The sequence below is a fragment of the Streptomyces sp. AcH 505 genome, from assembly GCF_000818175.1.
Lineage (GTDB): Bacteria > Actinomycetota > Actinomycetes > Streptomycetales > Streptomycetaceae > Streptomyces.
In genome coordinates this window covers 4425208-4426728 of sequence record NZ_JTIY01000001.1, presented here as the reverse complement: position 1 = coordinate 4426728, position 1521 = coordinate 4425208, and the positions used below count along the sequence as shown (strand labels likewise).

Below are 1521 nucleotides of genomic sequence, written 5' to 3'. Positions count from 1 at the left end.
CCGGCCGCCCGCCTCGCCCATGTCCGCGATCAGCGCGCCGACGGCCGCCTCCAGCAGGTCGCGCAGCTCCGGGTCGGCCGTCATCCTGCGGCGCAGGGCGAGCAGCGCGCCGATGTCCTCGTGCGGGACGGCGAGGTCGAGCAGCACATCCGCCAGAGCGTCGGCGACGGGCAGTGATTCCACGTAGCTCGTCACCTATGCCCCCTATTATCTGTTTGTTCCGTTATCGGTTGTACGGGGCCGCCCTCATGGGTACACGCCAGGTGGGAGGTGCCGAGCCATGCGCACCGGAAATGAACCGACGACCGCACGCAGCCCCCTGCGTATGCGGTTCTGGCTGAGCATATGGGGCCTGGCCTGGACCGCCTTCGGCACGGTGGCCTTCGCCATCGCGGACCGGCCGGGCTGGGCCGCCGCCTGCGGCGCCCTCGCGCTGATCGTCATCGTGGATCTGGGATTCATCGTCCGCCACATCCGGCAGGGATCGCGCTACCAGCCCGGCCGTAACGTCCCGCCCCGGAGCAACTGGCGACCGTGAGCCCGCCCGGTCGCGGTCAGTGGTCCGAGTCGAACTGCGCCGCCTTCAGATACTCCGGATTCGGGTCGAGCGCCGCCGCCAGCCGGAAGTGCTTCCTCGCCTGCTCGGGCCGTCCCGACCGCTCGAAGGTGCGCGCCAGCGCGAAATGCGCGAACGCGTTGTCCGGCTCACGCTCCAGGACCAGCTCGAATTCGAGCTCGGCGGGGCGCAGCTGGGCGGCGGCGAAGAACGCGCGGGCGCGCAGCAGCCGGGCGGCGGTGTTCTCCGGATGGGAAGCGATCACGGAGTCGAGGAGCTTGACCGCCCCACGCGGATCCCGGGCGGCCAGCAGTTGCTCCGCCGCTCGGTAGTCGATGACATGGGTCTCCGGGCTTTCGGGCACGGTCGCATCCTTCCCTTGCTGCGCACGTTCAACGCCGGTCTCCGCGGCGCGTTTCCATTCTGCATCCGAGGCGGAACATCAGAAGGAGGTCGCGGCCAAGACGGCCGCGAGGACGACCACGCCGGCGCCCGCCACCACGAACCCGACGTCCAGTCCGGTGCGCCGGTGGGCGGGCAGCGCCACGTCGCGCGGGTCGGCCGGGTCGTACGACACCTCGACGACGGAGCCGATGTCGAGCGGGACCGGCGAGACGATCTCCATCACCCGTCCGTCCGCCGTCTCGAACTGGAGCAGCGGCCGCTCGGCGCCGGCCGGGGGCCGTTTGACCAGGCCCGTCACGGAGTGTCCCGCGGCGAGGATCTGCCGGGTCCTGCGCAGTCCGTAGACCCCGGCGAGCAGCACGAGCAGGCCGCTGACCACGGTGGCGCCCGCGAAGACGATCTGCACGGGCCGATGGTAGTACCGGTCCGGCACGGACGGCCCGTACCGGCGCCCGCCTTGACGGCCGCCTGACGTGCGCCCGGCCTCAGGCCCGTTCAGCGAGTTGTCGCCAGACCGCGTGTACCTGCGGTTCGAGCTCCTCCAGCGGGCCGTCGTTGTC

Annotated in this window: 4 protein-coding genes; 1 reads left to right on the top strand and 3 read right to left on the bottom strand. The window is 71.3% G+C overall.

All coding sequences use genetic code 11. From position 1 onward, the window contains the following. The coding region (locus tag HY68_RS45315) for an acyltransferase domain-containing protein (protein ID WP_241778624.1) at positions 1-195 on the bottom strand (195 nt) is incomplete at its 3' end. Between the two features lie 85 nt (positions 196-280). On the opposite strand from HY68_RS45315, the gene HY68_RS20225 reads away from it, so the two are divergent. Then, entirely contained in the window at positions 281-538 is a 258-nt protein-coding gene (locus HY68_RS20225; protein WP_041990858.1) for a DUF6343 family protein, read from the top strand. 16 nt (positions 539-554) lie between these two features. Here HY68_RS20225 and HY68_RS20220 read toward each other — a convergent pair whose 3' ends face one another. Together HY68_RS20220 and HY68_RS43900 are read right to left on the bottom strand one after the other, a co-directional pair. Then, entirely contained in the window at positions 555-920 is a 366-nt protein-coding gene (locus HY68_RS20220; protein WP_041990856.1) for a tetratricopeptide repeat protein, read from the bottom strand. Positions 921-998: 78 nt separating this feature from the next. Continuing rightward, on the bottom strand, positions 999-1367 hold the full coding sequence (locus HY68_RS43900) for a DUF3592 domain-containing protein (protein WP_041996656.1): 369 nt from the start codon (positions 1365-1367) through the stop codon (positions 999-1001). Positions 1368-1521: the final 154 nt, after the last annotated feature.